Source organism: Methylococcus capsulatus, assembly GCF_036864975.1.
In the GTDB taxonomy this organism is placed as follows: domain Bacteria; phylum Pseudomonadota; class Gammaproteobacteria; order Methylococcales; family Methylococcaceae; genus Methylococcus.
On sequence record NZ_CP104311.1, the window covers coordinates 3,141,706 to 3,167,306 of the forward strand.

Here is a 25,601-nt window from a genome sequence, read left to right on the forward strand (position 1 = left end):
CGACGGTAGCCTTGATGGTCTCCCTGGCCCGCTCCTCACTGGTCTACGACTGGCGCCGCTATGCCTCCGCGGTGTTCGCCATCACCTTCGCCGGGCTGCTGGCGCTGGTGCAGCTGGCGCTGGGACTGTTCGGCACGGTCTCGGTGGCGATCGACCAGTCCGACGCGGACCTCTGGATCGGCTACCCCAAGACCCAGAGCGTCGATCTGGGCCGGCCGCTGCCGCCGGGCAGCGCGGTCAATGCCTGGAGGCACCGGTCCGTCCACTGCGTCGAGCCTCTGACTGTGGCGGTCGGCGACCTGCGTCCGCCTCGGCTCCGTCCGTCTCTTAAGCGACGCACTCCGCCAAGGCTCCCACACTGACTCGACGCCGTGTCGGTTCCCTTATGCTTTGTCTCCACCCGCGAGGAAGCCGCGGACTCCGACAAAACACCCGGCCCTACGGCTTCGCGGGGGCGTCGCACTCGCTCGCTTCGCTCGACTTCCTTGTGCTCCTTCATGGTGGAAAACCTTCGCCGATCCGCAGCTCGACCGGCTGGTGGATCAGGCCCTGAGAGCGAACGCCGACGTCGGTCAGGCCGCCGCGCGAGTCGTGCAAACCCGGGCGGGCAACATTTCGCCCCCGTGGACGACACCTGGCCTTACGCCGGCTTCGGCTACGAAGTGGATCTTCTGGGCCGGCTCACCAAGGGCGCGCGGTCGGCCGCGGGCACCGCGGCGGCGGCCGAGTTTGAACGGCAGCAGGTACGCCAGTCGGTAGCGCATGACGTCGTCAAGGCCTACCTCGAGCTGCGCCATGCCGAAGCCCTCTCGGAAAGCGACGCACGCCGCGCCGATCTGGCCGAAACGCTGGCGGAACTGGAGCGGCGCCGGCTGGCCGCCGGTCTGTCTGACCGACAAAGGGTGAACGAAGCCGAACGCGACGTCAGGGACATCCGCATCGCGCGCAACCGAGCAGAACGCGAAAAGGCACTGGCCCGCGCCAGGCTGGCCCTGCTGGTATCCCGGCTGGCCATTACCCTCGCTCTGCCGGGCCGAACCGTCGAAGCCACCACCCTCGCAATCGAACCGGACCTGCCGGCTAGCGCCGTCGGCCGCCGCCCTGACGTGCAGGCCGCCTGGCAACACCTGCCGGTCGCCACCACCGACATCGAGCGTGCCGAGTTGGAACGCTATCCGCGCCTCACCCTGACCGGCATGGCCGGCATCCTTGCCTCGGGCTTCAGCGGCTGGCTGGCCAGCGACGCTGTGGCCTGGATCGTCGGGGCCGCCGGGCGCGTCCCCCTCTACGACGGCGGCCGCATCCAAGCGCGGGTCGACGCCGCCGCGGACGCCCGCGACGAACGCTTTGCGGCCTACCGCCACGCGTCTACCTCGCCCTGGCCGAAGTCGAATCAGCGCTGGTCGAATGGCAAACGGCGCGGACTGCCTTAGAATTCCACGCCGGCCAGTTGACGTCGCGCCGGCAGGACGCTGCCCGCCGAGCCGAAGCGATGGAACTGGGCCGCATCAATTGCGCCGAACTCCCGCGGCTCCAACTCGCCGCGAGCGACGCGGAGGCCGCAGTCATCACCGCCGACTACCAGCGTATGCAGGCCTACGCCGCGGTGCAGCGGGCGCTGGGCCGCTAGGCCTTTTGAATCCTCACCTTGAACCGATAGGAGCCAACCCATGTTTACGGGAATCGTCCGAGGCCGCGGCCGGATCGTCGCCGCCGATCTGCAAGACACCGGCACCCGTTTTCGCATCCGATTTCCGGACGACCTGCTCGGCGGCCTGGAAACCGGCGCCAGCGTGGCGGTCGACGGCGTCTGTCTCACCGTGGTGCGGATCGCCGGCAATGAGATCGACTTCGACGCCATCGCCGGCACCCTCGCGCTGACCAATCTCGGTGACCGCCGGATTGGCGACGAGGTTAACCTGGAGCGCTCCGCCCGGCTGGGCGACGAGGTCGGCGGGCATCACGTCTCGGGCCATGTCTCCACCACCGGCGTGGTCACTTCGATCAAACTGGAAGGCGCTGGGAACCATCACCTCGAATTCGAGGTGGAGCCACAGTGGAGCCGCTACATCTTTCTGCGCGGCTTCCTGGCAGTGGACGGTGCCAGCCTCACGGTGGCGGAAGCCGATCCCGCGCGCGGCCGGTTCCGGATCAACCTCATTCCGGAGACTATCCGCAACACCTGCTTCCGCCGCTACCGAGCCGGTGACCGGGTGAACATAGAGGTGGAACACCAGACCCAGGTGCTGGTGGATGTGGTGACACGAACGATCGAGGCTGCCCTAGCGGGCCGGGGGATCCTCCGGCCGAGCAACGGATCGCCTTGACCGGCCTGGACTGTTTTCCCGAACCGGGAATCCATTAAACAGCGAGGGGACACCCATGGCACCGGATGACCGCAAACGCTGGTCCCAGCGCGTCACCGAGACCAGCAACGCCCTGGACCTGGAGCCGGGCGTGTTCACCTGGGACGATCCGCGTCGGATCGCGCTGTCGCTCAAGCGCTCCGCCGAATCCAGCGGGCGGCGCAAGGCGGGGCCGTTCCAGTCGGCGATGTCCATGCTGAATTTCTACATCAACCGCGCCGGCAGCCAGCTTTCGGATTCCCGGCGGGCCTGTCTGGAAGCGGCGAAGGACGAGCTACGGGCGCTTTACGGCAGGCCGCGCCGACGCCCGCCGCCGTGATCAGTCCGTCGCCAGGCCGCCGCGGGCGGCGATCACGTAGTCCGCTACCGGCGTTCCGCCGATCAAGTGCTCCTGGATGATCCGCTCAAGCACTTCCGGGGTACAGCTCCGATACCACACGCCCTCCGGATAGACCACGGCGATCGGACCCTGAACGCAGACGCGGAGGCAATCCGCCTTGGTGCGGAACACGCCGCGCCGGGGCAGGCCGAGTTCCTCGAGACGGCGCTTGAGATATTCCCAGGATGCCAGGCTTTCCGCCCCGCCACAGCATTTGGGCTTGGTGGCGCCGGCGCACAGAAAGACATGCCGCTCGATGTCGTTCAACCCGAGCTGGGCCACGATGGTTTTCAGTGCTTCCATAGATCCTCCTTTTCGCTTCGGTTTGCCAATGCGCCCCAGGAGACCAGCAGACAACGCAAGACCCCATAGCCGTAGCGCCCTCCCAGCGCTTCGAACAGGGGCTTGACGGCGCCCTGCCGATCCGGGGGCAGATTCCGCCAGACGTTTTCGATCCGCGCCGCCTCCTCGGCCGACAGCCCGGTCACCTCCAGCGCATTCAGGGCCCCTCTGGCCACAGCCTGGGCCAGATGGGTATAGATAGTGGAAGGCTTGAGCTCACGCCGGGCGGCGATCTGCTCGACGCTGAGGCCGAGCCGGAACAGCGCCAGGCTTTCCTCCGCCGTAGCCTGTTCGACGACAGTCCCGCCACCGCGCTGGCCGGAATGCTCGCGGATCAACTCGAGAAAATCGCCGCCATACAGCTCCAGTTTGCGCTCTCCGATGCCGGGAATCCGCCCCAACTGGACGTGGGTTTCCGGGCGGCTCTGGACCATTTCCATCAACACCGCGTCGTGCAGGATGATGTAAGGCGGGACATTCTGTTCTTCCGCCAGCCGGCGGCGCAAGCCGCGCAGGGCCTGGAACAGCTTTTCGTCACCGGGGTCGGAGAAGCGGATGGCTCCCCGCCGGGCCTCGCGGCCCGAGGAAGCGACCTTCTTCGGCGCGTCGTCTCTGCGCAGCAACAACATCTCTTCACCCTTGAGCAAAGGACGGCTGGCTGGGCTCAGCCGCAGGGCGCCATGCGCTTCCCAATCCACCACGAGGAAACCACGGGTCACCAGTTGGCGGAACACCGAGAGCCATTGCTGGTCGTCCAGCTCCCGGCCGATGCCAAAGGTGCTGAGCCGATCGTGGCCGAAGCTGCGGACGCGCTCGCTGGTCTTGCCGAGCAGCAAGTCGATGACGTAATGGGCGCCGAAGCGCTGGCCGCTGCGGTAGACGCAGGACAGCGCTTTGCGCGCGGCCTCGGTCGCATCCCAGGTCTGCACCGGGTTGAGGCAGTTGTCGCAGTTGCCGCAGGGCCGCTCCAGAACATCGCCAAAATAGTGCAGCAAGGTCTGGCGGCGGCAGGAGGTCAGCTCGCAGAAGCCCAGCATGGCGTCGAGCTTGTGGCGTTCCACCCGCTTGTGCAGTTCGTCGGCATCGGAGGATTCGACCATGCTGCGCAGGGTGATGACGTCCTGCAACCCGTACACCATCCAGGCATTGGCGGGCAGCCCGTCACGGCCGGCGCGGCCGGTTTCCTGGTAATACGCCTCCAGGCTTTTCGGCAGGTCCAGGTGCGCCACGAAGCGCACGTTAGGCTTATCAATGCCCATGCCGAAGGCGATGGTCGCCACCATGATCAGCCCTTCTTCCAGCAGGAAACGACGCTGGTTGTGCTGGCGGATTTCGGCGGACAAGCCGGCATGGTAAGGCAATGCCTTGAGGCCCTTGCTACAGAGCCAAGCAGCGGTTTCCTCGACCTTCCTGCGCGACAGGCAGTAGACGATGCCGGCATCGCCTTCGTGTTCGCGCCGGATGAAATCCAGCAATTGCTGGCGCGGGTTCGATTTGAGTCCGATGGCGTAGCGGATGTTGGGCCGGTCGAAGCCGCTGCAGAATACCCGCGCCTCAGTCAGTCCCAGCCGCTCGATGATCTCTCCGCGAGTACGTTCGTCGGCAGTCGCGGTCAGCGCGATGCGTGGCACCGTCGGGAAACGCCGGTGCAGCAGCGACAACTGCCAGTAATCGGCACGGAAATCGTGCCCCCATTGCGACACACAATGGGCTTCATCGATGGCGAACAAGGCGATGCGCACCCGGTCGAGCACCTTCAGGAAACGCTCGGTCAGCAACCGTTCCGGGGCCACGTACAGCAGGTCCAGCCCCCCCGCCAGGAAGCGGCTCTCGACCTCCCGCTGAGTCTGGAAATCCAGGCTGGAATTGAGGAACGCGGCCTTCACACCCAATTGCAGCAAGGCGCCGACCTGGTCTTCCATCAGTGCGATCAGGGGCGAGACCACTACGCCGGTACCCGAGCGCAGCAGCGCCGGGATCTGGTAGCACAGCGACTTGCCGCCGCCGGTGGGCATCAACACCAGTGCATCGCCGCCGTTCAGCACCTGTTCAATGATCTCGGCCTGCAGGCCGCGGAAACGCTCATAGCCGAAGACGGTTTGCAGCGTTTTCAGGGGACTGGAGGCAGCGGCGGACATGGAAGCGGCGGCGGAAACCAAAAAATCTCCACTATAAAGCATCGAAGGGCGATAATGGCGCCCCGACTTCCCCGAGAGCGCCGGTATGCCGAAATCCGACAACCTGTACTCCACCATACCCGCCGCGCTGCCCGAGGAGCTGTTCGAGACCCTCGAACAGACCGGCGGCTTCCGGCTGGAGCGGATCGTTTCCCGCGGACACAAAACTCCGGAAGGCTTATGGTACGACCAGCCACAGGCTGAATGGGTAGCACTCTTGCAGGGCGAAGCCTTGTTGAGATTCGAGCAGGAACCCGAATCCCGCCGCCTCGTCCCCGGCGACTGGCTGTGCATCCCACCGCATTGCCGGCACCGGGTGGAATGGACCTCGACCTGGCCGGAGGCAGTGTGGCTTGCCCTGCACTACCCGGAACCGGTCCGCACCGAACCCCTGGAATCCGAATGAGTCCCGGCAAATCCGTCTACCGGCTGTTCCCCCCGCCGTTCGAGGAAGTCGCACTGCACGGCCTGTATCTGAATCTGAACCTGCACCGCTTGGGCGCTGCAGGCAAGCCGTTCGTCTACGCCAATTTCCTCGCCAGCCTGGACGGGCGCATCGCCCTGGAGGACGCCAGCGGTCAGTCCTTTCTTCCGAAGTCACTGACCACGCCGGACGATTTCCGGCTGTTCCTCGAGCTGGAAGCCCAGGCCGACTGCCTCATCACCCACGGCGGCTATCTGCGTTCGCTGCAGGAAAAACGATTGGGCAACATCCTGCAGATCGGGTTGGACGAACGCTCGCGCGACCTGGCGGCCTGGCGGAAGACCCAGGGTCTCAAACCGCAGCCGGACATCGTCGTCGCCAGCGCCAGCCTCAACTTCCCCATGCCCGCCTCGATCCACGAACACGGCCAGCGCTGCCTGATCGCCACCGGCCGCTACGCCGATCCCGAGCGGGTCCGCCATTGGGAACGCGAAGGCTATGAAATCCTGCTCGCCGGCGACGGTGCCATGGCCGAAGGCGACACGCTGGTCGACCAGCTCGATGCCCTGGGTTATCGCTCCATCTACCTGATCGCCGGCCCCCACATGCTCGACACCATGGTCCGCAACGGCCGCTTGTGCCGGCTGTTCCAAACCATCACCCACCAGCTGCTCGGCGGTGAAGGCTTCCGCACCCTGGTGCCCGGGCCGGAACTCGGCCCGCATGGCCATTTGAAGATGCAGTCCCTGTACTACGACCCGACTTCGCCGCTCGACACCGGTCAGTGGTTCGCCCAATTCGAAAACCTGACCGTGGCCGCCTGAGCTACACTGCGCCGGTCAGCACCATCGCATCGACCCCATGCTCGTCGAAACCTTCAACACGCTCCGCGATTTCGTCCGCCTGCACGAGATTGCCTCGGTCCTGATCCGGTTCGGATTCGGCGAGGCCGTGCACCGGCTCGGCATTCACCATATCCTGAAAAAGGCCGGCAAATCCCTGTCGTGGAAATACGCCGAGGAGCAGGCACAACTCTCGCTGCCCGCCCGCATGCGCCGGGCGCTGGAGGAGATGGGGCCGAGCTTCATCAAGCTCGGGCAGGTTCTCTCGACCCGCGTCGACCTGCTGCCCCCGGAATGGATCGAGGAACTGAGTCACCTGCAGCGGCGGGTGCCTCCCCTCCCCTTCGAATCCCTCAGATGGCAACTCGAAAGAGACCTGGGCGCTCCCATCGACAAGGTGTTCGCGACATTCGACGTTCGTCCGATCGCCGCGGCCTCGATCGCCCAGGTTCATCGTGCGACGCTGCTGACCAGCGAAGTCGTGGCGGTCAAAATCCGCCGGCCCGGCATCACCAAGACCATCGACGCGGACCTGCGCCTGATGGCGAAGCTGGCGAAGCTGATCGAATTCGAATTCCCCGAGCTCGACTACCTGCGCCCTAGCGAAATCGTGCGCCAGTTTGGCCTTTCGATTCACCGCGAGCTGGATTTCATCAACGAATGCCGCAACACCGACCGGCTGGCGGCCAACTTCCGCACCGATCCTCGGATCGTCATTCCGCGGGTACACTGGCAGTACGCACGGGAGCGGGTCTGCGTCATGGACTACATTGAGGGCATCGATGCCACCGACCTGGATGCCGTCCGCGCCGCGGGGCTGGACCCGCGCGCCCTGGCACGGGTCGGAGCTGATGCCATGCTCAAGATGATCCTGCTGGATGGCTTCTTCCACGCCGACCCGCACCACGGTAATCTGCTCTATTTGCCGGACAACCGCATCGCCTTCCTGGATTTCGGCATGGTAGGCCGTCTACCGGAGCTGCGCCGCCACCAACTGGTCGATCTGCTGTCGGCGATCGTGGGACGGGATGCGCAGATGGCGGCAGATGTTCTGCTGGACTGGACGGCCACGGTCAACGTCGATCCGGATCTCCTGGTCGCCGACATGGACAATCTGATCGACGACTATCACGGCGCCACCTTGCGCCAGCTCAGCCTGACCCAGATGCTGACCGACCTGACTCAGCTCATGCGGCAGCACCGGCTGGCGCTGCCGCCGGATCTGACGCTGCTGTTCCGGGCGCTCATCACCCTGGACGGCATCGGCAGACAGAACGATCCGGATTTCGACATCTTCACCCAGGCCGCGCCCTTCATCGAAAAAAGCCTGAAAGAGCGTTACGATCCCGAGAAGATTGGCCGCAACGCCTGGCGCAATGCCCTGCATGCCCTGGACATGGTCACGAGTCTCCCCACTGAACTGCGGAGGGTATCCCGCGCGGTGCAGAAAGGCGCACTCAAGCTCAACATCGACCTGGCCCGGCTCGACCATCTGGGCTGGCAAGTGGAGCGGGCGTTGGGCTGGCTCAGCTTAGGGCTGGTGGCCTCGGCGCTGATCATCGCCTCGGCCATCGTGATGACGGTGCAGGGCGGCCCGACGCTATGGGGACTGCCGGCGTTCGGGCTGCTGGGCTACGTCGGTGCCAGCGCCATGGCGACCTGGCTGCTGGTCGCCATCTGGCGCGGCACCCGGGGCAAGCACTGATCGCGGCGTCCAGACACTGCTCCCGGTATCTTCGGCTGCCCCTTCCCAGCGGGTGACGGCCAGCGTGGCGACCGCGTTGCCAACCAGATTGGTGATCGCCCGTGCCTCCGACATGAACCGGTCTACCCCGAGCAGCAGCGCCAGCCCCGCTACCGGTACCACGTCCAGCGAGGACAGCGTGGCCGCGAGGGTGATGAAACCGGCCCCCGTCACGGCCGCCGCGCCTTTGGAGGTCAGCAGCAACACCGCCAGCAGGGTGAGTTGGTGCCCGGGAGTCAGCGGTGTATCCGTCGCCTGAGCCACGAACACCGCCGCCATCGTCAGATAGATCGCCGTCCCGTCCAGGTTGAAGGAATAGCCGGTCGGCACCACCAGCCCGACGATCCGACGCGGGCAGCCTGCGCCTTCCAGCTTTTCCATGAGTCGAGGTAAGGCCGCTTCCGACGACGAGGTACCCAGCACCAGCCACAGTTCATCCTTGATGAGCCCCAGCAGCCGCCACAGGCTGAAGCCCGAGAACCGCGCTACGGCCCCCAGCACCAGGATCACGAAAGACAAACAGGTCAGATAGACCCCGGCCATCAGCTTGCTCAGCGACAGCAGAGTGTCCGGCCCGTACTTGCCGATGGTGAAGGCCATCGCCCCGAATGCGCCGACCGGCGCCGCCCGCATGATGAGGCCGATGGTCGCGAACAAGGCGTCCGACACCCGTTCCAGAAAATCCAGCACCGGCTTGCCGCGCTCCCCCTGCCGGCTCATGGCGACGCCGAACAGCACAGAGACCAGCAGCACTTGCAGGATATCGCCCTTGGCGAAGGCGTCGACCGCGCTGGCGGGAATGATATTCAACACGAAATCCACGCCGTTCAGGGCCTTGGCCTCGCTGGTGTACGGGCTCAGTGCCGCTGCGTCCAGGGTCTTGGGATCGGCGTGGATGCCAGCCCCCGGCTGCAGGAGATTGACCACGACCAGACCGATCACTAGCGCCACGGTGGTCAGTACCTCAAAATAGATCAAGGCCTTTAGACCGACGCTACCGATCTTGCGCAGATCACCGACCTTACCGATGCCCAGCGTGACGGTCAGAAACACGATCGGCGCGATCATCATTTTGATGAGCTTGACGAAGCCGTCCCCCAAAGGCTTCAGCTTCACCCCAAGCTCTGGCCAAGCCGCACCCAGCACCATCCCTACGATCACTGCCAGGATCACCTGGACGTAGAGTTCCTTGAAGATCCGCCGCCCGGCCATCCGCCGTCTCCAGCCAAAAGATTCAAGCATACCCGAGCGGAGTGATGCCTTAAGCCGCCACCCATGACAGTTGGCGTAATACGTGACAATTGAATCGAGTATGGGCATGACTCACTAGCAGCCTGTCGGACTTAACCGCCCGGCATTCTGAAATGCGATAATCACGACGTTCCTTCCCCGACAGCGAGCCTGCCATGAGCAACTTCCGCGCGATAGACCGTAGCACAGGATATTTGCTGCCGCCCGCGGTGGACGAATGGCTGCCCGAACGCCACCTGGCGCGCTTCGTGGTGGAAGTCATCGACAAACTCGACCTGTCTTCCATGACCCGCGCCTACCGCGGCTCGGGCTCGGCGTCCTATCACCCGGCCATGCTGCTCGGGCTTCTGGTGTACGGCTACGCCACCGGCGTGTTCTCCAGCCGCAAGATCGAGCGTGCCACCTATGACTCGGTGGCCTTCCGCTTCATTGCCGCCAACAGTCACCCCGATCACGACACGCTGGCCACCTTCCGCCGCCGCTTTCTCGAGGACATCGAGCGCCTCTTCGTCGAAGTGCTGATGCTGGCGCGCGAGATGGGCCTGTTGAAACTTGGCACGGTGGCGCTCGATGGCACCAAGATTCACGCCAACGCCTCGCGCCATGCCGCGCTGTCCTACGAACACGCCAACAAGCTCGAAGCGAAGCTGCGGCAGGAAGTGGCCGAACTGCTGGCGCTGGCGGAAGCCGAAGACCGCTCGGACGTGCCCGATGGCCTGTCGATCCCGGAAGAGTTGGCAAGACGCGAAGACCGTCTGGCGAAGATCGGCGCGGCCAAGGCCAAGATCGAAGCGCGTGCGAAAGCGCGTTGCGCGCGCGAGCAGGCCGAGTATGAGGCGAAGCTGGCCGCGCGCGAGGAAAGCGCCAAGATCGGCAAGAAACCTGGCGGCAAACCGCCCGCGCCGCCTGCGGCCGACCCCGGCCCTACCGATCAAGTGAATCTGACGGATGAAGCATCGCGCATCATGAAAGTGCCCGGCGGCGGTTTCGAGCAGTGCTATAACGCGCAAGCGGTCGTGGCGACCGACAGCCTCTTGGTGGTCGCGCAAGACGTGGTGCAGGACAGCAACGACAAGCGGCAGGTCGCGCCGATGCTGAAGAAGTTGGGCGCGTTGCCGGAAGGACTGGGCAAGCCGGAAAGCCTGCTGGCCGACAACGGCTATTTCTCCGAGGCCAATGTGAATGGTTGCGCAGCGGCCGGGATCGCGCCGCTGATTGCGCTGGGGCGTGAGCAGCATCATCCGGGTTGGAAGAAGCGCTTCGCGGAAGCCGGGCCCGCGCCCGGGAATCCCACGCCGATGCAGACGATGGCGCATCGACTGGCAACCCCAGAGGGCAAACGCTTGTACGCGCTGCGCAAGCAGATCGTGGAGCCGGTGTTCGGCATCATCAAATCGGTGATGGGATTCCGGCAATTCTCGCTGCGCGGGCTGCAAAAGGTCAAAGGCGAGTGGCATCTGGTGACGTTGGCCTGGAATGTGCGGCGGATGTTCGCCCTGATGCCCGCCTAAAGCAGGGGCGGGATCACTCGACCGCCATTTCAGCCATTTCATCGGCTCGATCATCTTGAAAATCCAACCCACCGCTTCGCCTTAACATGCAATTCTCAACCTTCAGTCCGACAGGTTGCTAGCGAGGGTCCCTGGAAAGCGTGTCGTGGTTCAGGCCCCCCTGCTTGCGGAGCCCATCGGCAAAAACCGCTAGCAGAGACTGGGGCAAACAATTACCGGCAACTGGCCGAACAGACCACCTCGACGGTCTGACTTAAATCAATCGGCCTTCCCCAAAACCCGGTGGGATTCAAGTAGCCGAGCATATCCCTCCACCCCTTCCCGTTGGGGCTGGATACGAATGCCTTACTGCGCTGATGCGCCTTATGGAGTCATTGCCGCTTCAGTCGCGCCGGATCCTGCACGGGTGTCCATCGGTTTTTCCCGCCGGCGCGACCTTTGGGCGATAAGGGAAAGAGAGACGGTCAGAATCAATACCGCCAGACACAGTTCCATGAGCACGAAAGCGCCAATCTTAAAGTATGCAAAGGCCGGATGCACAAACCGGACCAGCCAACCCGCCGCTTCATCCGCCACCGCACCGAAAAAAGTCAATCCCGTCAGCCAGACCTTCAGGCCGGTCGGCAGGGACGTGAACAGCACCAAGTGAGCGAGCGTGAGCACCAGCATTCCCATCGAAAACAGGTGGAAATGCGTGACCTCCAGAAGACTCTGATAGCTCCGCGGCTGGGTGAATTTTTCCGGCGAGCCGAGGTAATACTCGACGACCGACTGTGCCGTCAGCCCCATCTTGTGGAAATACATCAGGCCGTTGCTGATCCAGAACAAGGCGACGTACCCCAGAAACAAGAGCACCACGGCGTTGAGCATCATCTGGCGGTTCTGTTCGCCGGTCACGAAAAATCGCATCATTCACCTCCAGCAGGATGCGCCTGCTTGAAAATCGCCTTGACCTTCCTCACGCTGGCCAGCGCCGCCACCGAGCTCAGTGTGGCCCCGGACACGGCGTCGATGCCGTTGCCCGGAATCAGTTGTTCGATCGTCCTTCCTTTCATCTGCTCGAACCACCGTGCCGCGGGCTGATACTCAGGCGGCTCGTGGAACGCCAGCACCTCCACCCGGACCACCTCGCCCTTGGGGGAAAGCACGATCAGGAGACTCTCCGGCTGGGTTCGCACGGTGTGGGATTCGATGGCCGCAAACCCCAAGGACTTGCCGTCGCGCTCAGCGGTGTAAAAGGTGAAGAGGCCCGAATCGAGCTTCACCCGGGCCTCCCGTTCCACCGCAGCGATCTGCTCGTCGCTCAGAAACACGGGTTCGGGCGTCACGGCCACGCCCGGCCCGAAAGCCAGCTCGAAGGCCTCGTCCTGGCTGTGATAAACCGTAGCCCGGCTGTGGGAAACGGTTCCCAGCAGGCAGACGCCCGCCAACACACTGGCGAAAAATGCGATCTTCCGTTGCCCCTGTTCGCCCCAGGAGACACAAGACTGGCTATGCAAAGGAAAATACTCCTCAATGTCATTTACAGGCCCATCCTACACCAAAGACCGCATCTTCCGGACCACCCGAAGTCACGAAAACCTCAAAACCCGCTGAGAATGCGGTAAACGATCTTGTGGTTGTCCGCCGCCAACACCTCCGCCTTTAGATTGCGGAAGGTGATGGTCGTAGGAAAGGTGTCGACCGCATAGCTCATGTCTAGCGTGACCATGGGCCGGTCGAAATCTCTTCCCTTGTACTCCAGGAACCGGAGGCTGAGGGTATTGTTGGCGAATCCCTGATAGATCAGCTCGTAGCGGAAGGCACCGCCGTGCGGCACGACGATGTCCTGGGTCTTGTAAAGCAGCCGCGGCGACAACGGCTGTTTGATCCAGGACGATTCCGGCGCCACCAGAACATGGTCGAACAGGCCATCGCCCGTTTCGTCCGAGAAACAGACCGTTTTGTAGGCGCCGATCAAAGGATCGATGTACATCAGCTTGTCCGAACAATAGACCGGATCGTTCTGCAGTGTTGCCGGAAACACCGCGTCGCCGGCATCGACGAAGACCGCACCTTCGCCGACCACTTGCCGGCTCGAGTCAATGAATACGGCCCCCTTGCGGTGCCAGTAATTGAAGACGGCGAACATGCGGCCACCGGCCGGCGCCTGCGCTTGTTGTCCCAAGGGCGGCTCGAGCCCCGAAACGTCCGAGAAATTCGACTTGTCGACGACCGGCGCCGGCGCACAGGCGACACCCGCCATCGCCACCAATACCAATAAAAGTCCGCGATATCGCATGGATTGTCCTTTGGGCTGGAGTGATCAGTAAATGAACCCGACACCGAGGTTGAACTGGCCCGGGAGTTGCCCTGCCCCGGAACTGATGTTCTGGTAATCGGCTTTGATGACGATGTTGGTGATGGGCTTGTAGGTGAGACCGGCCTGGTAGATACGCCGATCATAAAGTCCGTCGTAATCGGTGAAGCCGTCCGGCACGGTCGCCAAGGTATTGTAACGTTGGTAACGCACGAACGGCGCGAGGTACTGCGTAGTCCCCTTCCACAACCAGGGCAGCACATCGTAGGCGCCTTCCACGTACCAGCCGTAATTGGAACTGCCCACCGTCTCGCCTTTGGCTTCGCTGAGTATGGCCGCGTCCCCGACCCCGCCCCAGGCACCCAAGGCCCGGAATTCGAAGCCGCGGTAATGCCATTGGAGATGGCCTTCGTAGAGCTGAGTGAACACGCTGGGCTTCTGCGGACCCGCGGCGGTCATGAAAACATTGCCCTGCCCTGCATCCCCCAGGAATGTCGAGGCGCCGACCATCAGCCCCGGCAATTCGGGCGGCATGTAGTCAACCCGACCAGTAAACGCCAGATTCTCCGCCAGAGCCCGGCTACCACCCTGGCGACCCTCTCGGATGCCGAACGAATCGTAACCTTCCGCATTGAGGCCGTTGATGCCGTAGGCGCGGTAGACCAGACCGGGCACGATCTCGCCATGTACGCCAACCCCCATTTCCCGCCAGGTCGTCGGGATGATCAACTGCTCGACTTCGGGACGCCGATTGCCATGAAAAAATAGCGGTTCATGGATTTCGTTGATGAAGCCCATGGGCACCAGCATCAGACCGGTACGCACGTTGGCCCGGGGGTCGAACAGAAAGTCGAGGTACGAAAACTCGACGGAAACCTCGCCCTTCTCTTCGCTCCCCTCGCCGGTCGAACCGTGCTCGAACTCGATTTCGTTGTTCAGCACGATCCAGTCGTTGAACTTGTAGCCCGCGTAGAGAACGAGTCTGGCCATGTCGGCCGTGTTTTTCCGCTGCAGCGATTTTTCCACCCCGTCGTTTTGAAAATTGGTGTAGAAGAATTCGCCGTAGCCGCCGATCGATAAGCCCCGCTTATTCATGTACACCTGAGAGGCCGCCGGCGCCATGCCATACATGCTCTTGTATTCGCGCTTTTCCGGAATGATCAGCGAGGTCTTGAGCTTTTCGACCTCGGCCGCAAGGATATCGGTCTTGCGGTCCGATTCGGACTTGGCTTTTTTCTTGCCGGCCTCATCAGCCGGTTTTCCCGGCTGGGACGCCACTTCCCCCTTGTTGGCCGTCTTGAGATCCTGCACTTCCTGCTTGACCTCCTTCTGTACGGTCTCGGTCTGGCCGAGTTTGGTCTTCAGCGCTTCGATTTCCTGCTGTTGCTGCTGAATCACTTTCCACAGATCCTCGACCGAGGGCAGCTTCTGGGCGGCAATCGCTTCTCCCGCGATACCGCAGGAAAGAAGGGCGGTGGACAACGCCGCCCGTAGCGGGCTCGACTTGGCTGCTGGTTCACTCATTGCTGACTCTCCCATTTATGAAAAAAGATAACACACTTGCAAATCGAATTGATTCGCGTTTGTATGAACATTAGCATTCGTATGGAAATGATGCAAGCGCCCATTGAATGGAAGCATTCCGTTTCCGGTGATGACGGGATGGATCGTGCGAAATCGGCCAGCGGTCAGAGGCGAAGCTTGACCCTGCAACAAAACATAACGAGAATTGTTCTCAACATTCGCTCAAGCAGGAGGACCACGCATGAAATACCGTTTCACCCTCGCGGCGGGCATTTTCGGACTGATGGCCTCCCTTTCGGCTGTTCCGGAAGAGCTCACCCTGCCGGGCGGAAAACACCTGTCCAACAAAGCCCGCCTTGGCCAGAAACTGTTCTTTGACACCAACCTGTCCACGCCGCCGGGTCAGGCATGCAGCAGTTGTCACGATCCGGCCACGGCTTTTTCCGATCCGAACAAGAGCCAGCCGACTTCCAACGGCGCGCTGAAAACGCTCAAAGGCAACCGCAATGCGCCGACTGCGGCCTATGCCGCCTATGCCCCGCCATTCCACTTCGATCCCAATCTGCGCATGTTCGTTGGCGGGCAGTTCCTGGACGGACGCGCTCCGACACTCAAGGAACAGGCCAAAGGACCGTTCCTCAATCCCTTGGAAATGGCCAACCCCGACCAACGGACGGTGGTGAACAAAGTCCGGGAAGCAGAATACGCCTGGATGTTCGACCAAGTGTTCGGCCCCGGCTCGCTCGACGATACCCACAAGGCTTACGACCGGATCGCCGCCGCGATCGCCGCCTTCGAACGGTCGCCGGTGTTCGCAAGGTTCGATTCCAAATACGACTACTATCTGAAAGGGAAAGTGAAGCTCACGCCGCAGGAAATGCGTGGGCTGGTGATTTTCGAATCCGAGGAAAAAGGCAATTGCGCCGCCTGTCACCCCAGCCGGCCGAGCGCGACCGGCGCCCCGCCCTTATTCACGGATCACACCTACGACAACCTCGGCGTGCCCAAGAATCCGAACAACCCCTTCTATGCCCAGCCGCCAACGCTGAACCCCGACGGCCCGGCTTTCATCGACTTAGGGCTGGGCAAGCAGGTGGGCAAGTTTTGGGAAAACGGCAAGATGAAGGTGCCTACGTTGCGCAACATCGCGCTGACCGCGCCCTACATGCACAACGGCTATTTCAGCACCCTGCGGTCCGTGGTGGACTTCTACAACACCCGCGATGTCCGCCCCACCTGCTGGAACGAACTCGTAAGCGAAGCCGAGGCGCAACGCCTGGGCTGTTGGCCCGCACCCGAGGTCAAACAGAACGTCAATGGCGATGAACTCGGCAATCTGCGCCTGAGCGACCGAGAGGTCGACGATCTGGTCGCGTTCCTCAAAACCCTGACCGACGGCTACCGACCGGAGTAAGCGACTCAGGAAGCCGGTGTGACGGGGATGTAGAAGAATCCGATGGCGAGGATGCAGTAAACGCCGATCAGCAGGAAACCATCGAACCAGCTCGACTGGCCGTCGCGCACCAGGTCGCGCGTGATCACTACGGCCAGTATGACGGCGATGACCTCGAATTGGGAAAACAGAAGATTCATGTCCTGCCCGATGAGCATGCTGAAAAATACCAGGATGGGAGCCACCAGCAAGGCCACCTGAGTACTGGCGCCTACCGTGACGCCCAGGGCCAGCTCCACCTGATTGGAGCGGGCGAACCGGATCGAGTTGAAGGTTTCGGCCGCGTTACCCACCATCGCCAGCAGAAAGACGCCGGCAAACAGTGGGGTCAGCCCCATTGCATCAGCCGCTGGCTGGATCGCGTCCGTCATGATTTCGCTCATGACACTCAGAACGACGGTCACCACGGCCAGCACGCCTAGCGAGCGGTTCCTGCTCCATCCGACTTCTCCGCCCAATGGCTCCGGCCCGGCCTTGCCTTTCTCTTCGAGTTCATCGGCGGCCGCCGCGACGCCGAACACCGCCTTCTGTCTTCTGAGGGTCAGCACGATGCTCCCGCAGTACACGAAAAACAACACGACGGCGATATGGACGCTGATTTCCTCTTCGGAACTCGCACTGAAATGAAACACGGCCGGAATGATCAGGGCAATCGCCGCCAGCATCAGTGACGCCGCGTTGCGCCGCGCCGTCTTGGAATCGAATTGCTGCTCCCCGCATTTCATACCGCCGGCAAACAGCGACAAGCCCAGACCGAGCAACAGATTTCCAATGATGGAACCGGTCAACGAGGCTTTCACCACGTCCACCAGTCCTCGGTGGAGCGCAAACAGCCCCACGATGATTTCGGGGGCGTTGCCGAGGGTCGCGCTGAGCAGGCCACCATAAGTGGGCCCGAGGTAGCGCGCGAGCGATTCGGTGGCATCACCCATCAGCGCCGCGAGCGGTACGATCGCCAGGGCCGATGCCAAGAACACCAGCGTGGGATGGGCATCGGTCCAGTCTAGACCCAATGCGATTGGGATAAATAACAGTAACCAGTTCAGTCTCACGCTAGGCTCCCAAGGCTCATGGCAAATAAAAATGATCTTTTATAAAAAGTCACCACACCTGCTGACTATAATCGCCCGGTTTGAAAAATTGCTGAATGAGGCTGCGGATGAAACTGAACTGGCTGCTAGCGCTGATACCCGTATCCGTTGCGCTGAACTGGTTCCACGCCGATCCGATTCTGGTTTTCTTCTGCTCCGCCCTTGCCATCGTGCCCCTCGCCGGTCTGATGGAAAAAGCCACGGATGCCCTATCGGACTATTTGGGGCCCACTTACGGAGGACTGTTGAACGCGACCATGGGCAACGCGCCCGAGCTGATCATCGGCATTTCCGCATTGCGCAACGGCCTGATCGACATCCTGAAGGCATCTATCGCGGGCTCGATCATGGGCACACTATTGTTCGGCATGGGCCTTTCCCTCCTCGCCGGCGGGCTGCGCAAGCCCCGCCAGAGCTTCGATAGCGAGATGGTCTCGATCAACGGGGCGCTGCTGATGCTAGGCACCTTCGGGCTCGTGATCCCCGCCGTATTCAAGTTCGGCGCCAAGCCCGACCAGGAAATCAGCCTGGAAATCTCCATCGTCCTGTTCATGGTCTACCTCGCCAGCATGGTCTTCACCCTGCTCACGCACCGGCCGGCGGTCGGCGCCGTCGCGGTGAAAGCGGAACTGCAGGAAAAAGGAGAAGCGACCAAGGAAGAAAGACCGGCATGGAGCCCCAGGGCCGCCTTCTGGATACTCGGCGCGGTGGCCGTCGTGCTGGCGGTCGTGAGCGATGCGCTGACCGACTCCATCGACGACGCAGCGGACGCCATCGGCCTCACCCCCGTGTTTGCCGGTGTGTTCCTGCTTTCCATCGTAGGCAATGTGGCCCAGTACATGAATTCCACCGCGTTCGCTTACCGGAACCAGATGACCCTCGCCCTGTCGGTCAACCTCGGCGCAACGACCCAGCTGGTGCTGCTGGTCGCCCCCTTCCTGGTGATCGCCGGCAACCTCATGGGCATGAACATGGACCTGCTGTTCACCGAGTTCGAACTCGTCGGCATCATTCTGTCGGTGATGGTCGCCCGGAACCTCCTGGCCGACCATACCTCGACCTGGCTCGAAGGCGTGATGCTGATTGCAGTCTATCTGATGCTCGGCATCGGTTTCTTTTATGCGCCATCACCGTAGGCGGAAGCGACGGGTATGGCGGACTGACGGGGGTATTGTTCGACACACGAGTACTGGTTTGGCAGCTGCCGCTCACTTCAGGATGTTTTTGTAGATCTTTCCGTCTTTCATGATGACCAGGAAGTTTTTCGCTGGATCGGCGATGAGTTGGATATCGGCGATCGGATTGCCCTCGACCAGCAACAGATCTGCGAGAGCACCCTCTTCCACGACTTCCAGCTTGCCAGGATAAGGGCTGCGCGCACCGGACAGTGCAAGCAGTTCGGCATTGACACTGGTGATCATTTTCAGCACTTCGGCCGGAGCATACCAACGCCTTAGCGTTGCCAGGATAGCGCCTTGCTTGGTCGCGAGCTTCGGATCGAACAGGATGTCGGTACCCGAGGCCACCTTCAGCTTGTATTTTTGCGAGTTTATAGGCGTTATCGGTTCCGGCGGACTGAACCGCCCCGGGTTTGGTGGAGGCTGTTTGGTTTAAGTGTTGCAGGTGCTGGTGGCCCGCCGGCGTCAGTTGGTCGCGATGCACGTTGCCGAGCAGCATCGGCTCTCGGTCAGCCATGCCGCCGCCCGCAAGCGCATCGAAGCGTTGATCAAGGCCATCCGGGCGCAGCTCGACGAGGTCGAGGCGGAGCTTGCTCGCCACCTCGACACGCATCATGCCGATCTCGCCCAGCGGCTGGCCAGTGTGCGCGGTATCGGTCCGGCGACGGTGGCCACGCTGATTGCCGACGTGTCCGAGCTGGGGCGGCTTTCCCGCCGCGAAATCAGCGCCTTGATCGGGGTCGCACCGCTCAACCGCAACTCGGGAAAGATGCGCGGCAAGCGTGCCATCTTCGGCGGTCGCGGGGAGGTGCGACACGGCCTCTATATGGCGGCGCTGGCGGCCATCCGCTTCAACGCCGTGATCCGGCGGTTCTACGACCGGCTCGTCGCCGCTGGAAAACCCAAGAAGGTCGCCATCGTCGCTTGCATGCGCAAGCTCCTGACCATCCTCAACGCCATGGCCAGAACCGGAAAATCTTGGGACGATTCTCTTCATCCCGATTGACTCGAAAGACAGTTGCTCATTTCCTGCAATCTGGTCCTGATCCAGACGCGTTGGCCAGGCGTGACACACCTCGCAGCCAGCGCGCCACGATCAGGCGGTAGGCCAGGACAGTCATCAGCACCCCGACGCAAACCGACCCGAGCAACAAGAGCGATCGTAGGAATAGGTAATCGACGAACTCCTTACCCCCCGCCTGTGCCTCTTGAGTGAAATGCTCTAAAAATTTCGACTGGTCCGGTTCGGGTACCGTCCGCGCCATATCCAGCAAGGTCTCAAGCCGTTGCAGCGTCTTGCCGATTTCTACCGCCGCTGCGGTGTAATCCTGGATTCTGAAAGGTTCACCCGAGTCATTCGACGGCGAGGCTTTCAACTGCGCCAGCAGGTTCTTAAAGCTATTCAGCGTCGTGTTCGTGGCGTCCGCCATCCGTGTGCCCGAACCGAAGGCACGGTCCACTTGATCGGCCAGAGTCGTCATTCCGCAGGTTTGGGAAGTCAACGCCGTGACGATGCGTTCGCGCTCTGCGCCGAGGTCCGCAGGTAGCCGTTCTGCGACCCGGCTCACGCGGTCCATTGCGGAGGCGAATTGCGCCGCGTTGTCATTCAGACGGCCGACCTGGGGGAGTTCCAGAGTGTCGAGCGTCAACAGTTCCGTTTCCCAGCGGATCAGTTCCGGCATACGCTTGGCGATGAAAAGCGCCCGTTCCCCGAACAGCTTGGTCTGCGCCAGCTCCCGCGTCGCCGGGGTGAGTGCTGACAATGGATCGATGCCCAGCATGTCGAAAACGCTGGACTGGCCGTGCGGCCTTACACTCGTGCCGTTCTTGCTGATGTTGGCGATGGCCGAGGCAAATCCCATGCCGTGAATGGCGCGCAGTGTTTTTGGATCGGGATTGGCCTGGTGGTAGGCGTGAATAGCCGTGCGCAGTTCGTTCTGCTGCTGCGGCAGCAGGGCCACGTCGGCAATGCGCCAGATTTCGGTTTCGGCGGACTCCAGATTCTTTGCCAACGGAAGTGCGGCGTTTCCGAAGACCTTAGGCATCCAATAGTCGGCGACGGTGAGGCGGGTAAGCGTCACGTAAGACACCATGTCCAGCAGATTGGCCAGTGGGTTGGGACCGGTCGCGATGCCGAGGATATCGAAGTTGTACGCAATTTTTGCGGATCGAATATGACGTTCGGAAACGCTTCCTGGAACCTCCGGCAGTTTATCGATTTCGCCGTTGAACATGGCCAGGAAATTATCCGCATAGCGCATGATTTTTCCCTGCAAATCGACGGGATCAACGGGCTTGCTGTCCACGCCCAAGGGCAGAATGAATTGCACCGCCTTGTCGGAAAGTTCCAACGTATCACGGATCAGGGCACAGCCAGCGAACCAAACCAAGGCTGAAACCAGCAGCGCACTGCGTATGACGACCAGATTCTTTCGGAGAAAAATGGGTGACATCGACCGATGAAAAGCTATGTATCGGCCAGCCAGGCCGAAGAAACCACAGCGTTCCGGCCGATACGAGGTGAATGACAGTGGCCTGCAGTCATCCTTAAGGCCGCTGAGCCGGACCGGACCGGAACAAGCCGTCTGGCGCAGCCGCTTTGCTGCAGACAGATTCCAGCCCTGCCAAAGGAATCTTCCTTCGAGAGAGGCGCGTTCTTCCTCCATCCATCCAGCCGCTCCTTGGTTCGACTAAAGCCGCGCCCGGGAACTTTCGCCCATCCCCTCAGGGATCAAGACATCAGGATTTGCTGCGGATAGTCCGTGAGGTCCAGGTATGGCGGGATTCTGGCATAAACGCGATATCCAAAGGAACCTACAGTATGAGGGTGCGGACCATCACCACCAGCGGATTGTTCTACTGATCAGATACTCTGCTCAAAAGGTTACAGTACGGAGCATAATCGTCACGGGGCATCTTGTTAGGGGATCCTGCCTTAAAAAACGGGGCCGTAATATGACAGTAAGGTTAAATCGAACTCCCGGCGTCATCTTCATCTTGGCTTTCGCCGAATACGCGTGGTAGCCTGAACCCGTGTGTTCCAGGTGGCCCAAATGGTCAGCCTAGGAGGCACAACGAATATGTCCAACTTCAAGAAGGTATCCGATCCCATGGCAGATCCAACCGCGAACAGCACCAGTACCGATGCCGGCGAGGCCGAAGCCCTGAAATCGATCTCGGATGCGATGCGTGACGCTGTACAGAACGCGACGGAAGACGCGGCGAAGGTCAGGGAGAAACTGGCCGGCATGGACATCGGACGCTCGCTGTCGCGCTTCGCCTACACCAGCTCCTACATGGTTTCCTACGGCATCGTTTACGGCACCGTTTTCATCGCCCGGTCCATTCCCCAGGACAATCCCATCGTCGAGGGATTGGTCGACGGCGGCCGCGCAGCTCTCGACGCGCTGAACGAAGCCAAGGAGACGGCGGTGACCGCACCTAGCACCTGAGCCGCATCGCCGGCCCGGGGGCGCGATGACGCCCCTTTGCCAAAGGAATCATCGTCAATTTGTTGGTCACTCAGGACAGTCGATAATGCCCCACGCCACTTCCAACCCCCGCGATCAGAAACTCTCCGGCTCCAATAGTATCGCCGTCTCCTTCCCCGCAGCCGGCACCATTGCGGTCCACGGGCAGGAGCTGTTCGGCAATCCCGATACACCGGTGTGTCGGGCCTTCCTGCGGCGGGTATTCCGGGTACCGCAAATCCGGGGCGCGACGATCAAATCAGGCTCGGTCTGCTGCGCCGAGCTGCATTTCGATACGAAGCGTCACGCCGCGAAAGAAGTGCTATGGCGGGTGGCGGACTGCCTGGTGGAGGACGATGGCTCGCCGGCAGAGAGCGAGCCGGTTTTCGCGCCGATGGTCACTGCGCGCGATCGCCACGGCGTCGTGCATTACCATCGCTTCGGCAGACGGGTCACGGGCTGGCAGGTGGTGAGCGACCAGGCCGGTTCGATCAGGCTGAAGAACCCCGTCCTGTACCGCAAGAACAACCTCTGCCAGGCCATCGAGCGGGAGCTGATGAGCGTGCTCGGTATCGACCGCTACAAGACGCACTCGCTGCGCTGCACGGTGCAGATCGACTACGATCCACGCCGTTTGAGCCAGACGAATCTCATCGAGATCCTCGACAGTGCCCTGGAAACCGCCGAGCATCAGGAAGAGCTCGACAAGCTCGATCTCGACCTGACCATCTGCACCCTGTCCGTCCCACTGGCGGCGACCGCCCAGTTTGCGGTTCCGGCTTTGCTCCCGCTGTCTGCCGCGGTATTCGCCTATACCTCCATCCCCTGCTTCCAGGGAGCATACGAGCGTCTCTCGAAGGAAAAGCGGATCGGCTGCGACTTCCTGGATTCGATCGTCGTGCTTGGCTGCCTGGCTACCTTGCAGCTTCTGCCCGGCGCGGTATTGGCCTGGTGCCTGTCCTTCGGCCGGCTGCTGGTCAAGAAAACCGAAGACAACTCCAAGAAGATGCTGCTGAACGCCTTCGGGAAGCAGCCTCGCTACGTCTGGCTGGTCAAGGACGGAGTCGAGATCGAAGTGCCCATGGACAAAGTCCAGAAAGGCGACATCGTGGCCGTCCATACCGGCGATACCGTGCCAGTGGACGGCCATATCGTCGAAGGTATGGCGATGATCGACCAGCATGCTCTGACCGGCGAATCCACCCCCGCCGAAAAGGGCGTGGGCGACCGGGTGTTCGCCTCCACCGTCATGGTCGCCGGCAAGATTTTCGTTTCGGTCGAACAATCCGGCAGCGAAACGGCCTCCTCCAAGATCAGCCAGATTTTGAACGACACCGCGGGCTATAAGCTCTCCTCCCAAAACCGGGGAGAAAAGCTGGCGGATCAAGCCGCCCTTCCCACGCTGGTTGTGGGCGGCCTCGCCATGGCGGCCATCGGTCCGGGCGGCGCCATCGCCGCCCTCAACAGTGATCTAGGCACCGGCATCCGCATGGCGGCACCGCTTGCCCTCCTGTCTTCGCTGGCGCTGTGCGCGCAAAAGGGCATCCTCGTCAAGGATGGCCGGGCGCTGGAACTCATGGGTAGGATCGACACCGTGCTGTTCGACAAGACCGGCACCCTCACGCGAGAGTGTCCGGAGGTCGGCCGTGTCATCACGGCGAACGGTTTCGCGGAAAATGAGGTCTTGATGTATGCCGCCGGTGCCGAGCAGAAGTTCCATCACCCCATCGCCCTGGCCATCCTGAAAAAATCGGAGGAATGGGGAATCGACCTGCCTGCGACCGACGAGACCCAGTACAAGGTCGGCTACGGCATCGACGTCGGTGTGAACGGCCGGCGAATTCGGGTGGGCAGCGCCCGCTTCATGGAGATGGAGGGCATCGCGCTGACCCCGGAAATCCAAGAAGCGCTCGATGCCGCCCACCTCGAAGGCTATACCATGGTGATGGTCGCGATCGGCGACCGGATCGGTGGAGCACTGGAGCTCCAGGCGGCAGTCCGCCCCGAGGTGAAGGACATCGTCGCCGGCCTGCGGGCACGCGGCGTCAAACACCTGGCCATCATTTCCGGCGACCACGAAGCGCCCACCCGCAAACTGGCCGAGGAACTCGGGATGGACCGCTATTTCGCCCAGGTCTTGCCGACGGACAAGGCCGATTACGTGGAAAAGCTGCAGCAGGAAGGCCGCACCGTCTGCTTCGTCGGCGACGGCATCAACGATTCCATCGCACTGAAAAAGGCCAACGTGTCAATCTCGCTGCGGGGCGCCACCTCTATCGCGACGGATACCGCCCACATCGTGTTCCTCGAACAGGGCCTGGGCAAGCTCTGCGAATTGCGAGACATTTCCCGGGAACTGGAGCGCAATATCGCGCGCAGTTGGGCCATGATCATCGCCCCCAATGTCGCCTGCGTCCTCGGTGTGTTCACCCTGGGCTTCGGCGTGGCGGCCTCGGTTTTCACCAACAATGTCGCTGCGCTCGCGGCGCTCGCCAATGGTCTGCTGCCGATGCGGAAGGTCGCCCTTTTGGAAGCCGAACGGCGCCACCAGCTCGAACTCGAGCTGAAGCGCGCGGGCTGTGCTAATGTAGAACGGACCGGAATCCATGAAGCCGGCGCCGCGGCGGAAGTTGTCGACACAGCGGCGGAAATCGACGAAGCCGACGATGACACGGGGAGCGCGCTGGCGGCCTAGAAACCTGGGCCCAACCGAATCGCCTATCTGCTTCGAAACAGCCCACGAGAGAATCGCCCATGTCCGATCCAAACACACCTACATCCAGCGGCCGCAGAAGCAAACCAGTACACGCCGCAGCTCCGGAAGGCGCCGGCGGGCGGCCGGCTCCCAGATTTCGCATATTCATCGTGGATACCGGCTGGTCCTCCCCAGCTGCCCAGGTGATCCGGGACAATTTCGAGATGATCCGCTCATTCCAGGATGGCGACCCGCTCTACGTACTTTCCCCGGAACAGTCCCGGGACATCGTCAAGCGGCATCCACAGTTCATCGGCAAGGACCCGGTGCTCATCGTCCGCGACATGCAGCGGTCCGGCCCGCGCGACGGCGGCGAATACCACGGATTCCATCTCAATCTGGGATTGATCCAGAAGCCCGTAAGGGCACTGCACGCTCTGCAGGAGTTCCTGCGCTTCTTGAGTCTGCACCACGACAGCCCCAATATCGAAAAGGACATCAAGGACAGACTGCACAAGGACGGGTTCATGGGCACGATCGAAGTGATCCGTGAGGGCGCCAAGGACGCCATGGGCGCCTGACGGGACCGCCCGATCGAGCCGCATTTTCACCCCACCAAGACCGGAGGAAAAACGCATGGAACAGGTGACGAACGCACTGACCACAGCCCTGGCGGCCATTTTTCTGTCGGCCATGATCATCGAAGTCCGGCGCCGCCAGAAGCATCTGCAGGAGCTCTACAACGTCCTTGACGAGCAAGACAAGGCGATTGTCGCGGAACTCGACCGTATGGTCGAACTCGGCGAAATCGAACCCTACGCCTATTAGCCGCCTCTCAAACCAACAATCCGACAA

At 62.0% G+C, this 25,601-nt stretch carries 26 protein-coding genes; 16 read left to right on the top strand and 10 right to left on the bottom strand.

Annotated elements, in window-relative coordinates; all coding sequences use genetic code 11:
* The first annotated feature begins 14 nt into the window (after positions 1-14).
* From N4J17_RS15195 to N4J17_RS15215, 5 genes are all read left to right on the top strand, one after another.
* The gene (locus N4J17_RS15195) at positions 15-362 is read left to right on the top strand and encodes a hypothetical protein (protein WP_338457610.1); all 348 of its coding nucleotides are present in this window, start codon (positions 15-17) and stop codon (positions 360-362) included.
* A 261-nt stretch (positions 363-623) separates the two neighbouring features.
* Positions 624-1,433 carry a TolC family protein gene (locus tag N4J17_RS15200; RefSeq protein ID WP_198323974.1) on the top strand — a complete coding sequence of 270 codons (810 nt, stop codon included), beginning with the start codon at positions 624-626 and terminating at the stop codon, positions 1,431-1,433.
* 59 nt (positions 1,434-1,492) lie between these two features.
* A complete protein-coding gene (locus N4J17_RS15205; protein ID WP_198323973.1) occupies positions 1,493-1,630 on the top strand; it encodes a hypothetical protein in 138 nt (45 codons plus the stop codon).
* Between the two features lie 40 nt (positions 1,631-1,670).
* Positions 1,671-2,327 (top strand): riboflavin synthase subunit alpha, encoded by a 657-nt coding sequence (locus tag N4J17_RS15210; RefSeq protein ID WP_198323972.1) that lies wholly within the window; start codon positions 1,671-1,673, stop codon positions 2,325-2,327.
* Between the two features lie 55 nt (positions 2,328-2,382).
* A complete protein-coding gene (locus N4J17_RS15215) occupies positions 2,383-2,685 on the top strand; it encodes a DUF3175 domain-containing protein (protein WP_198323971.1) in 303 nt (100 codons plus the stop codon).
* Here N4J17_RS15215 and N4J17_RS15220 read toward each other — a convergent pair whose 3' ends face one another.
* Positions 2,686-3,048, bottom strand: a complete 363-nt coding sequence (locus tag N4J17_RS15220; RefSeq protein WP_198323970.1) for a (2Fe-2S) ferredoxin domain-containing protein — start codon at positions 3,046-3,048, stop codon at positions 2,686-2,688.
* Complete coding sequence (gene recQ, locus N4J17_RS15225) at positions 3,036-5,225, bottom strand: DNA helicase RecQ (RefSeq protein WP_198323969.1); 2,190 nt, start codon at positions 5,223-5,225, stop codon at positions 3,036-3,038. The genes N4J17_RS15220 and recQ overlap by 13 nt, the downstream gene beginning before the upstream one ends.
* Positions 5,226-5,310: 85 nt before the next feature.
* Here recQ and N4J17_RS15230 point away from each other — a divergent pair, with 85 nt between their 5' ends.
* The 3 genes from N4J17_RS15230 to N4J17_RS15240 are packed head-to-tail and all read left to right on the top strand — an operon-like array spanning position 5,311 to position 8,235.
* Positions 5,311-5,670, top strand: a complete 360-nt coding sequence (locus N4J17_RS15230) for a cupin (RefSeq protein WP_198323968.1) — start codon at positions 5,311-5,313, stop codon at positions 5,668-5,670.
* On the top strand, positions 5,667-6,512 hold the full coding sequence (locus N4J17_RS15235; RefSeq protein ID WP_198323967.1) for a RibD family protein: 846 nt from the start codon (positions 5,667-5,669) through the stop codon (positions 6,510-6,512). Before N4J17_RS15230 ends, N4J17_RS15235 begins: the two co-directional genes overlap by 4 nt.
* A gap of 37 nt (positions 6,513-6,549) precedes the next feature.
* Positions 6,550-8,235, top strand: coding sequence for an ABC1 kinase family protein (locus tag N4J17_RS15240; RefSeq protein ID WP_198323966.1), 1,686 nt, complete (start codon positions 6,550-6,552; stop codon positions 8,233-8,235).
* On the opposite strand, the gene N4J17_RS15245 is transcribed toward N4J17_RS15240, so the two are convergent.
* Entirely contained in the window at positions 8,131-9,486 is a 1,356-nt protein-coding gene (locus N4J17_RS15245; RefSeq protein WP_198323965.1) for a dicarboxylate/amino acid:cation symporter, read from the bottom strand. The two genes, N4J17_RS15240 and N4J17_RS15245, sit on opposite strands and share 105 nt — an antisense overlap.
* Before the next feature lie 194 nt (positions 9,487-9,680).
* Here N4J17_RS15245 and N4J17_RS15250 point away from each other — a divergent pair, with 194 nt between their 5' ends.
* Positions 9,681-11,036 (top strand): IS1182 family transposase, encoded by a 1,356-nt coding sequence (locus N4J17_RS15250; protein WP_338457611.1) that lies wholly within the window; start codon positions 9,681-9,683, stop codon positions 11,034-11,036.
* A 363-nt stretch (positions 11,037-11,399) separates the two neighbouring features.
* Here the strand turns inward: N4J17_RS15250 and N4J17_RS15255 are convergent, their stop codons facing one another.
* The 4 genes from N4J17_RS15255 to N4J17_RS15270 all read right to left on the bottom strand — a co-directional run bounded on the left by N4J17_RS15255 (position 11,400) and on the right by N4J17_RS15270 (position 14,859).
* Positions 11,400-11,948 (bottom strand): hypothetical protein, encoded by a 549-nt coding sequence (locus tag N4J17_RS15255; RefSeq protein ID WP_232470750.1) that lies wholly within the window; start codon positions 11,946-11,948, stop codon positions 11,400-11,402.
* Complete coding sequence (locus N4J17_RS15260) at positions 11,945-12,535, bottom strand: FMN-binding protein (RefSeq protein ID WP_232470749.1); 591 nt, start codon at positions 12,533-12,535, stop codon at positions 11,945-11,947. The genes N4J17_RS15255 and N4J17_RS15260 overlap by 4 nt, the downstream gene beginning before the upstream one ends.
* Before the next feature lie 83 nt (positions 12,536-12,618).
* Entirely contained in the window at positions 12,619-13,317 is a 699-nt protein-coding gene (locus N4J17_RS15265) for a hypothetical protein (RefSeq protein WP_198324230.1), read from the bottom strand.
* A 24-nt stretch (positions 13,318-13,341) separates the two neighbouring features.
* Positions 13,342-14,859 carry a hypothetical protein gene (locus tag N4J17_RS15270; RefSeq protein WP_198324229.1) on the bottom strand — a complete coding sequence of 506 codons (1,518 nt, stop codon included), beginning with the start codon at positions 14,857-14,859 and terminating at the stop codon, positions 13,342-13,344.
* Between the two features lie 241 nt (positions 14,860-15,100).
* Here N4J17_RS15270 and N4J17_RS15275 point away from each other — a divergent pair, with 241 nt between their 5' ends.
* Positions 15,101-16,273 carry a cytochrome-c peroxidase gene (locus N4J17_RS15275; RefSeq protein ID WP_198324228.1) on the top strand — a complete coding sequence of 391 codons (1,173 nt, stop codon included), beginning with the start codon at positions 15,101-15,103 and terminating at the stop codon, positions 16,271-16,273.
* 5 nt (positions 16,274-16,278) lie between these two features.
* Here N4J17_RS15275 and cax (N4J17_RS15280) read toward each other — a convergent pair whose 3' ends face one another.
* Entirely contained in the window at positions 16,279-17,364 is a 1,086-nt protein-coding gene (gene cax / locus N4J17_RS15280) for a calcium/proton exchanger (protein WP_198324227.1), read from the bottom strand.
* Positions 17,365-17,471: 107 nt separating this feature from the next.
* Here cax (N4J17_RS15280) and cax (N4J17_RS15285) point away from each other — a divergent pair, with 107 nt between their 5' ends.
* On the top strand, positions 17,472-18,539 hold the full coding sequence (cax, locus tag N4J17_RS15285) for a calcium/proton exchanger (RefSeq protein ID WP_198324226.1): 1,068 nt from the start codon (positions 17,472-17,474) through the stop codon (positions 18,537-18,539).
* Between the two features lie 72 nt (positions 18,540-18,611).
* Here the strand turns inward: cax (N4J17_RS15285) and N4J17_RS15290 are convergent, their stop codons facing one another.
* Positions 18,612-18,929, bottom strand: coding sequence for a hypothetical protein (locus N4J17_RS15290; protein WP_198324225.1), 318 nt, complete (start codon positions 18,927-18,929; stop codon positions 18,612-18,614).
* A gap of 88 nt (positions 18,930-19,017) precedes the next feature.
* Here N4J17_RS15290 and N4J17_RS15295 point away from each other — a divergent pair, with 88 nt between their 5' ends.
* A complete protein-coding gene (locus N4J17_RS15295) occupies positions 19,018-19,587 on the top strand; it encodes a transposase (protein WP_198324224.1) in 570 nt (189 codons plus the stop codon).
* Positions 19,588-19,603: 16 nt separating this feature from the next.
* Here N4J17_RS15295 and N4J17_RS15300 read toward each other — a convergent pair whose 3' ends face one another.
* Complete coding sequence (locus N4J17_RS15300; protein WP_198324223.1) at positions 19,604-21,247, bottom strand: hypothetical protein; 1,644 nt, start codon at positions 21,245-21,247, stop codon at positions 19,604-19,606.
* Positions 21,248-21,691: 444 nt separating this feature from the next.
* Here N4J17_RS15300 and N4J17_RS15305 point away from each other — a divergent pair, with 444 nt between their 5' ends.
* The 4 genes from N4J17_RS15305 (at position 21,692) to N4J17_RS15320 (ending at position 25,574) form a co-directional block, all read left to right on the top strand.
* Entirely contained in the window at positions 21,692-22,033 is a 342-nt protein-coding gene (locus tag N4J17_RS15305) for a hypothetical protein (RefSeq protein ID WP_198324222.1), read from the top strand.
* Positions 22,034-22,118: 85 nt separating this feature from the next.
* Positions 22,119-24,746 (top strand): heavy metal translocating P-type ATPase, encoded by a 2,628-nt coding sequence (locus N4J17_RS15310; protein WP_232470748.1) that lies wholly within the window; start codon positions 22,119-22,121, stop codon positions 24,744-24,746.
* 170 nt (positions 24,747-24,916) lie between these two features.
* The gene (locus tag N4J17_RS15315; protein WP_198324221.1) at positions 24,917-25,327 is read left to right on the top strand and encodes a hypothetical protein; all 411 of its coding nucleotides are present in this window, start codon (positions 24,917-24,919) and stop codon (positions 25,325-25,327) included.
* Positions 25,328-25,382: 55 nt separating this feature from the next.
* Complete coding sequence (locus N4J17_RS15320; protein WP_198324220.1) at positions 25,383-25,574, top strand: hypothetical protein; 192 nt, start codon at positions 25,383-25,385, stop codon at positions 25,572-25,574.
* The last annotated feature ends 27 nt before the right edge of the window (positions 25,575-25,601 follow it).

What these genes read in the sequence shown, in the direction of transcription:
- N4J17_RS15305 (WP_198324222.1), top strand. Translation starts at nt 21,692, where the DNA reads ATGGCAGATCCAACCGCGAACAGCACCAGTACCGATGCCGGCGAGGCC.
- N4J17_RS15220 (WP_198323970.1), bottom strand. Translation starts at nt 3,048, where the DNA reads ATGGAAGCACTGAAAACCATCGTGGCCCAGCTCGGGTTGAACGACATC.
- N4J17_RS15320 (WP_198324220.1), top strand. Translation starts at nt 25,383, where the DNA reads ATGGAACAGGTGACGAACGCACTGACCACAGCCCTGGCGGCCATTTTT.
- N4J17_RS15210 (WP_198323972.1), top strand. Translation starts at nt 1,671, where the DNA reads ATGTTTACGGGAATCGTCCGAGGCCGCGGCCGGATCGTCGCCGCCGAT.
- N4J17_RS15205 (WP_198323973.1), top strand. Translation starts at nt 1,493, where the DNA reads ATGGAACTGGGCCGCATCAATTGCGCCGAACTCCCGCGGCTCCAACTC.
- N4J17_RS15275 (WP_198324228.1), top strand. Translation starts at nt 15,101, where the DNA reads ATGAAATACCGTTTCACCCTCGCGGCGGGCATTTTCGGACTGATGGCC.
- N4J17_RS15195 (WP_338457610.1), top strand. Translation starts at nt 15, where the DNA reads ATGGTCTCCCTGGCCCGCTCCTCACTGGTCTACGACTGGCGCCGCTAT.
- N4J17_RS15215 (WP_198323971.1), top strand. Translation starts at nt 2,383, where the DNA reads ATGGCACCGGATGACCGCAAACGCTGGTCCCAGCGCGTCACCGAGACC.
- N4J17_RS15245 (WP_198323965.1), bottom strand. Translation starts at nt 9,486, where the DNA reads ATGGCCGGGCGGCGGATCTTCAAGGAACTCTACGTCCAGGTGATCCTG.
- N4J17_RS15265 (WP_198324230.1), bottom strand. Translation starts at nt 13,317, where the DNA reads ATGCGATATCGCGGACTTTTATTGGTATTGGTGGCGATGGCGGGTGTC.
- cax (WP_198324226.1), top strand. Translation starts at nt 17,472, where the DNA reads ATGAAACTGAACTGGCTGCTAGCGCTGATACCCGTATCCGTTGCGCTG.
- N4J17_RS15235 (WP_198323967.1), top strand. Translation starts at nt 5,667, where the DNA reads ATGAGTCCCGGCAAATCCGTCTACCGGCTGTTCCCCCCGCCGTTCGAG.
- N4J17_RS15250 (WP_338457611.1), top strand. Translation starts at nt 9,681, where the DNA reads ATGAGCAACTTCCGCGCGATAGACCGTAGCACAGGATATTTGCTGCCG.
- N4J17_RS15300 (WP_198324223.1), bottom strand. Translation starts at nt 21,247, where the DNA reads ATGGAGGAAGAACGCGCCTCTCTCGAAGGAAGATTCCTTTGGCAGGGC.
- N4J17_RS15270 (WP_198324229.1), bottom strand. Translation starts at nt 14,859, where the DNA reads ATGAGTGAACCAGCAGCCAAGTCGAGCCCGCTACGGGCGGCGTTGTCC.
- recQ (WP_198323969.1), bottom strand. Translation starts at nt 5,225, where the DNA reads ATGTCCGCCGCTGCCTCCAGTCCCCTGAAAACGCTGCAAACCGTCTTC.
- N4J17_RS15240 (WP_198323966.1), top strand. Translation starts at nt 6,550, where the DNA reads ATGCTCGTCGAAACCTTCAACACGCTCCGCGATTTCGTCCGCCTGCAC.
- N4J17_RS15230 (WP_198323968.1), top strand. Translation starts at nt 5,311, where the DNA reads ATGCCGAAATCCGACAACCTGTACTCCACCATACCCGCCGCGCTGCCC.
- N4J17_RS15255 (WP_232470750.1), bottom strand. Translation starts at nt 11,948, where the DNA reads ATGATGCGATTTTTCGTGACCGGCGAACAGAACCGCCAGATGATGCTC.
- N4J17_RS15310 (WP_232470748.1), top strand. Translation starts at nt 22,119, where the DNA reads ATGCCCCACGCCACTTCCAACCCCCGCGATCAGAAACTCTCCGGCTCC.